General features: G+C 36.5%; 9 protein-coding genes and 1 pseudogene. 8 read left to right on the forward strand and 2 right to left on the reverse strand.

Annotation, left to right across the window (positions count from 1 at the left end; translation table 11 throughout):
* The first annotated feature begins 188 nt into the window (after positions 1-188).
* The 5 genes and pseudogenes from GC102_RS20980 (at position 189) to GC102_RS21000 (ending at position 3,506) form a co-directional block, all read left to right on the forward strand.
* Positions 189-755 carry a histidine phosphatase family protein gene (locus tag GC102_RS20980; protein ID WP_171691226.1) on the forward strand — a complete coding sequence of 189 codons (567 nt, stop codon included), beginning with the start codon at positions 189-191 and terminating at the stop codon, positions 753-755.
* Between the two features lie 268 nt (positions 756-1,023).
* Positions 1,024-1,552 (forward strand): annotated as a pseudogene (locus GC102_RS20985) (GNAT family N-acetyltransferase).
* Between the two features lie 97 nt (positions 1,553-1,649).
* Positions 1,650-1,898: a hypothetical protein gene (locus GC102_RS20990; RefSeq protein WP_171691227.1), complete on the forward strand. Its 249-nt coding sequence runs from the start codon at positions 1,650-1,652 to the stop codon at positions 1,896-1,898.
* A gap of 387 nt (positions 1,899-2,285) precedes the next feature.
* Positions 2,286-3,053: a DUF4184 family protein gene (locus GC102_RS20995; protein ID WP_171691228.1), complete on the forward strand. Its 768-nt coding sequence runs from the start codon at positions 2,286-2,288 to the stop codon at positions 3,051-3,053.
* Positions 3,054-3,059: 6 nt separating this feature from the next.
* A complete protein-coding gene (locus GC102_RS21000; protein ID WP_171691229.1) occupies positions 3,060-3,506 on the forward strand; it encodes a hypothetical protein in 447 nt (148 codons plus the stop codon).
* A gap of 57 nt (positions 3,507-3,563) precedes the next feature.
* On the opposite strand, the gene GC102_RS21005 is transcribed toward GC102_RS21000, so the two are convergent.
* On the reverse strand, positions 3,564-4,373 hold the full coding sequence (locus GC102_RS21005; protein WP_171691225.1) for a DUF6973 domain-containing protein: 810 nt from the start codon (positions 4,371-4,373) through the stop codon (positions 3,564-3,566).
* A gap of 1 nt (position 4,374) precedes the next feature.
* On the opposite strand from GC102_RS21005, the gene GC102_RS21010 reads away from it, so the two are divergent.
* The 3 genes from GC102_RS21010 to GC102_RS21020 all read left to right on the forward strand — a co-directional run bounded on the left by GC102_RS21010 (position 4,375) and on the right by GC102_RS21020 (position 6,170).
* On the forward strand, positions 4,375-4,542 hold the full coding sequence (locus tag GC102_RS21010; RefSeq protein ID WP_312883342.1) for a tyrosine-type recombinase/integrase: 168 nt from the start codon (positions 4,375-4,377) through the stop codon (positions 4,540-4,542).
* A 498-nt stretch (positions 4,543-5,040) separates the two neighbouring features.
* Entirely contained in the window at positions 5,041-5,436 is a 396-nt protein-coding gene (locus GC102_RS21015) for a nucleoside 2-deoxyribosyltransferase (RefSeq protein ID WP_171691231.1), read from the forward strand.
* Between the two features lie 155 nt (positions 5,437-5,591).
* The gene (locus GC102_RS21020) at positions 5,592-6,170 is read left to right on the forward strand and encodes an NUDIX hydrolase (protein WP_171691232.1); all 579 of its coding nucleotides are present in this window, start codon (positions 5,592-5,594) and stop codon (positions 6,168-6,170) included.
* A gap of 30 nt (positions 6,171-6,200) precedes the next feature.
* Here GC102_RS21020 and GC102_RS21025 read toward each other — a convergent pair whose 3' ends face one another.
* A complete protein-coding gene (locus tag GC102_RS21025) occupies positions 6,201-6,476 on the reverse strand; it encodes a hypothetical protein (RefSeq protein WP_171691233.1) in 276 nt (91 codons plus the stop codon).
* Between the last annotated feature and the right edge of the window lie 154 nt (positions 6,477-6,630).

Genomic DNA, 6,630 nt, shown 5'->3' on the forward strand with positions numbered 1-6,630 from the left:
GAACGTTAGTTAACTAACCAGGGAGCAGAACGCCGCGGCTGGCAGTTGCTCCTCTTTTTAATTGACGGGAGGATAGTTCAATTGTTTCTCGAATATTTTCTGAGTTGGATAATTTTATAAACTTTGTGAATATAACGTATCTGAAATCACAGTGTGATATTTAATGAAAGCTTCTAAAGGAGCCCTGTATGAAGACAATTATCTATATGGTTAGGCATGGAGAATCACCATACAATGAAGGAAATGAAAGAACAAGAGGGCTTACCCCAAAAGGAAAGATCGATATTGAAAAAGTAACGAAGTTACTTATAGGTGAAGGAATTGACATGATTATATCAAGTCCTTATACTCGAGCAATTCTTAGTGTTGAGGGATTGGCCGAGCACTTAAAGTTAGATATTAAAGTATTTGAAGATCTTAGAGAACGTCATTTTGCATCTAATATTATTGAAAATGCAGAGTTAATGTCTAGTATCAGAGAGAGTTTTAATGACCTTAATCATACCTTGCCGGGTGGAGAGTCTAATGCTGATTGTCAGAAAAGAGCAATCTCAGTTCTAAAACCCGTATTAAAAGAGCACAGAGGGAAGAAAATAGCAATCGGGACTCATGGTCTTGTAATGACTTTGATGATGAATCATTTTGATCCAGCCTTTGGCTTGGAGTTTTTGAACCAATTAAAGAAACCAGATATCTATAAAATGCAATTCGAGGAATTAGAATTAGAAGAAGTAACAAGAATGTGGAATGATTAGATTTTATAGGGTTTATCGAAGAGGACTGTGACATCATATAACACCATATTAAAGCATTAGGGCTATACCCCCTCGGTCTGCCCGAGGGATCTCGGAATTACGCTAACGGAGAACTATAGCTAAATACAGATCTACACGAGGCTGCCTGCGCAAACGGCAGCCTCCATTACGTAACGGGCAGGTTTGGTCAATGAAAAACCAATTAGAGTATTGTAAATTTATGTATTGAATGCTACTATGGATAAAATTTACATTCGGAGGCTGGGAGATGCAAAATTCGATTAGGTTGGTAAAACCATCAGCTATCTATAAGGATGAATACATATCGTTTTATGAAGATTGGAAATCCAGTGGTGAAGATATTGTTCCATGGGTTGTAGAGAAAGACCCTTATGATTTCAATGTCATGCTGAATTTTTTGTACTCACAAGATTCAGAAGGTAAGATAATTGACGGAAGTTTTGTTCCTCACTCTACATACTGGCTATTAAATGATGATTCAAATAAGATTATTGGCGCTGTAAATGTAAGGCAGACTCAACGTAAAACTACTGAATTGCGGTGGGCATATCGGATATGGGATACGACCATCGGAAAGACGAAAAGGTTATGCATCTGAACTTTTAGCATTAACCTTAGAACTAACAAAAGATATGGGCCTGGAAAAGGTTCTTCTTGTTTGTGATAAGGGTAATTATGCATCTGAAAAAACCATTGTAAAAAACGGAGGCCGATTTGAATCGGAATATGTTGAGGATAACGGAAATATTGTTAGACGCTTTTGGATCCAGTTATAACGAGCCGTGGCAGCTTCTAATTTTCATATGAGGTGATGATTTGATCGAAGAGATACTATCAGTCATAGTGACATCCTAATCTAGGAGGTGAATTAATTTGAGAAAGGGAACAAAGAGAGCTTTAGTGATCGCTATAATTGGGGCTGCGGTCTGGATATTGAGTTTTGGCATTGGAATAGCTATTAATATAACATCTATGTCTAATTCCAGCGATATACATTCCAGTTTTATACCCTTTATGGTTGCTGCATTAATCGGTGGATTTGGATTTTTAACCGCCATTGTGTCAGGGATAATTTGTGTTTTATTCTATTTGCAAGATCGAAAAATTAGCGCAACTAAGTGAACACAGTCAGCAGTCACAATATAACTACGAAGGAGCTTAGCCTCGAGGGCTGCAGCTCTTTTTTATATATCCACACAAAATAACGGTTTTTGTACAGATGTCCTGTTGGACGTTGAACCGAGGGACGGGCAGTAGAGCGTGGTGTCATTGGAATGCTTTTGTGGAATTATTAGGCAGAATAACGCAACGATATAGTATGTATATACGTCTAATATGTGAAGAAACGGGGTGCACGCATGATACGAACAAAGATAACGATCGCAGTGCTTGTTGGTATCATAGGGGTAAAAGTGAATCGCAACCGTATACTACAGAGCAAATATTCGAAATTGAAAACATTAGCAAAAGCGAACTTTTATAAATGTCAGCTCTTTACGGAGGTTAATTATGCCATTTACTTTTTCTCATCCTGCCTATGCGTTCCCATTGAAATATTTAAATCCGAACCATTTTAGTTTAACGGGACTTGTACTTGGAAGTATGGCTCCTGATTTTGAATATTTTATTCTTTTAGAGCCGTTTAGAAATATAGGACATTCTTTATCAGGCTTGCTAGTACAGGCAATTCCGCTATGTATTATTCTAGGATTTATCTTTCATTACATAGTTAAAGAATCACTTACTTTACATCTACCATCGTTATTTCATTTGAATCAGAAGGCATTTAATATACTTGGCGAATGGAGGATGAATAGTTTTAAAGCTTGGATGATATTTGTAATATCTGTAACTGTTGGTTTTATATCACACATCACTACGGATGCTTGTACCCATACCGACGGTTATTTCGTTGTTCATTTTTCTTTGTTAAGAGAAGTAATTTTCATTAACTTGCCGCTTTTTAAAATATTACAACATAGTTTGTCAATTATTGGAATATTAGTTATACTCGTAGTAATTGCACACTCTTTATATAGAAGTAGCCCTAGCATGAATGAAATGCCTAAAGTAACAATGAAACAAAAATTATTATTTTGGTTTATTGTAATGATAAATTCAGTTGGTATAACTGTGGCTAAATTAATAATAACGGATAGCCATAACATTATTGGTATTCTGGTTGTTGCTCCTCTATCTGGGTTATTTTTAGGATTAATTCTATCATCCCTACTATCGAGGATAGTAAAGATGAGAAGAAATATTACAAGGAGTTGAGTCAAAATGAAACTGAGAAGATTTTTTCAACTACTATTTTATTTAAGTGTAGTCATTATTATTGTTGGAATAGTTTTAATGAAGAGTAGTAGATTTGATTTAATAAATCAATTTAAAAGTTTCTCTTATACTATTGATAATCAATCGGATTATAATATTATTTCAGTTGAAACAGGCATAAATACAAGTAATCGTTCAGGTGAAAGGATCGATGGTGCATCGAAAGATATATACAAAAAAATTATTAAGAGTGGCGAAAAAGTAAAGATAACACCAGATATTAAATTGTATGGAGAAGGTTTATCAGGGGAAGGAAGCATATACCTAAAATATACTGATTCAAGGGGGAAATCATTCGAAAAAGGGTTATGTGGTTACACAGAATCTGTATCTGGGTATTCAAAAGTTAGCATTACAAATGACGAGGTAACGGTTACGGAAAACTGTCGCTAAAAATAAAGAAGCTGATGCAAACATAGTGTGCATCAGCTTCTTTATTTGACTTAAAACTTATTGCCAATAACTATATGCGGTACTTCTTACGGATGAGGTAATTTCGCTAAGGTATCCAATTAAAACATCATTCGTGAAATATGCAGCGTAGAAAGCATCCGCGACATTAGAAAACGAATAATTCAATGAATATTTTCTACCTTGAGAGTTATTAGTAATATCCATAATACTAGCGTTATCAAATACGGAATTGAAGGTGCTAAGACTGCCCTGAGTGCTCGATCTAGTAGAAAATACTTTCGCAACGCCTATTGCCACTTTTTCATCATAGGTTTTTCCACCCATTGGATTTACATAATTAGCAGCTACCAATGCAAGTTCATGATAATCCCCAAATGAACGTGCATCATTAACGTTAATGTCTTCCGAATTAAACCAGTTCCAAGAGAAATGTCTATATGCATCAGCGGGGTTATCCCATGTTACGGAATATCCCTGGAGTGCAGCGTAATTTATTCCAATATCCCTTGCATCATTTGAATTTAAAAAACTTATAGCGATTTCAGCAACCGAGAGATTTGGTAAACCTGCATAAACTACTGCTTCAATCGCTTTGGACATTTCATCTTCTAAATATTGCGCTGAAGCAAGCGACGAAGATAACGATGAAATCTGCGGTTCTGTACCCTCATTTACAATAGTACTAATCTCATCGTATGCTACTTTTGCTGTTTTACTGATTTCAATTAGTTTTTGCTGTTCTTTTGGAGTTAATTCTTCATATGATCTGCCTTCGATGGATTTGAAAAAATTCGGGGCTTCATCCACACTAAAACGGCTTGCAGATCGGGGAGAGGTCGAAACCAACGTGTACCCACATCGTTTCCGCCATACTTATGCGTGCCAATTGCTGGACAACGGAGCACCTTTGGATTTCATTCAAGGCATGCTGGGACATGAGAAGGCATCGACCACTCAAATATATGCACAGCTGCGCGGCGAGCGCAGAAGAGAACTGTATCGTCGATTCTTTTAGGCGTTCACTGCCATTGAGTAATTATGGGTTTGAATCAGAGTAATAGCACCTTTACTCCAGAGCGCATCAGTCTAAACCGCCTAATTAAAGAAGAAGAGTCATCATCAAGGTGCAAGGCGGCAGACATATTCTCGGCAAAGTAGCTCAATGAATATGTAGAGGCTTACTAATCTCCAACTTATTTACGAGTTTTATTTGATTTGTACCACCAGATGATAAGTGAAACAGCAGCAAGAATGAAGATAGGGAGAGCAATAATTATATTTAACGATGGCTCAAACCCATCCCCAAAATAACCAGTTCATTAGTGAACCCCCAGTTTAATTTTCAATTTGATTATACTGACTCAATCTTACTGATGGATAGTACTAATTCCAAATAGTACTGGAAAAGGCAAATGACTAAACCGGTTGCCTTTTCCAGCCTAACGGGCAGGTTACTTCCAATATGTGTTAATGTAAAACTGGAATGATTTGAAGGTTGAAACAGGGGGATTATATGAAATTTTACATAGCATCTAGTCTCAAAAATATAGAAAATGTACGGCAAGTCGCGGAGAGTTTGATTGCCCGTGGTTTTCAACATACTTACGACTGGACAACTCAATCAAACATAGACTCCATAACGAAACTACGTAACATAGGCCAAGAAGAACTTGCAGGGGTTTTAGATGCAGATGTTGTAATTGTCATGTTTCCAGTTGGAAAAGGGAGTCATGTTGAGTTAGGAATTGCTCTGGGGGCTGGAAAGAAAATATATTTATACTCTTCAACAAATGAACTGAATGAAATCGGAAGCACATGTACGTTTTATCATGTTGATTCAGTAGAACAGCGGATTGGCTCATTAGGTGATTTGATAAACTCTGTATGCCTTGAATACCGGCATCATTAAACTAAAGGTCAGGATACTGACATCAGGAGAAGGATGCCGACAGGTCCGCAGCGATCTATACTGCATAAGAGGTAATGGCTGTAAACTGAAGATTAAATGGTATTTCGGTTATGAGAATCAAGTTCGATAGGTCTTTTAAAAAGGTAGGTGATTTTATGCAACTGATCAAAAGAATAACGGATAGTGATTTTTTAGGTGGTGATCCTGAGTTTATGGACAGAATATCTCGCTATGGATCTAGAGGTGTTCTGTTAGATAGCATGTTGAACGTTGCCATGATGTATATGTCAAAGACTAACCTTTACAAGTTACCTGGTGGAGGGGTAGATGAAGGCGAAAATACTGAGGATGCATTTTTACGTGAAATCAAGGAAGAGACTGGTTATGAAGCTGAAATTATACATGAATTAGGGTATATCGAGGAGCATAAGAAAATAAATGATTTTATGCAGATCTCCTACTGCTATATAGCCAAAGCACACAATAGCGTCAGTGATACAATGCTTAGTGAAAGCGAAATGCAACTGGGTATGGTGGTTAAATGGATGACATTAGACAAAGCATTAGAAATGATAAATTACTCAGTTTTAAATAATGATGATTATTCAACTAAATTTATGATTTTACGAGATAAGACTATACTTGAAAAAGCAGTAAAAATATTAAATGGAAAGGTTAATGGAAAAAAGATCACTAAGCTAACGCAGAACGATAGCACCAACACTGGTAAGTAATACAAAAAAACTACCCGAAGGTAGTTAACTCTACAATTTCTTAAAGTTAAGAACAAGTCCACCAGTGCCTTCTAGACTCACAACCCATTTTAATGCGTTGCCTGATCCTATTTTTGCACTCACAGATACTTGAAGATTGTTTAATTCAAAGTTGGTAAACTTGGCTGCGATTTTTTCAACGATTTCTTGAGTAAAGGGAACAAGTTCTTCATTGGTGTCGTCTTCTGTTAAGTCGTCGAGTATATTAAAGGATTTTTTAACAGTTTCTTTTTTGACTGGAATATAGAGCTGGATGTCATCTGGCATAATATAATCATCTCCCTATAATTAATAGGAAAATTATACCATTATGTAGTTTTGAAGTCAGTAATTTAATGTAATTATTGCATGAACGGAGCCTAGACTAACGAGGAATGATAGTTAAACAGTGAAAGGGCTGCCGCGTGGTAGCCCTTCCCTC

This window comes from Paenibacillus germinis, from assembly GCF_013141785.1.
In the GTDB taxonomy this organism is placed as follows: domain Bacteria; phylum Bacillota; class Bacilli; order Paenibacillales; family NBRC-103111; genus Paenibacillus_E; species Paenibacillus_E phytorum.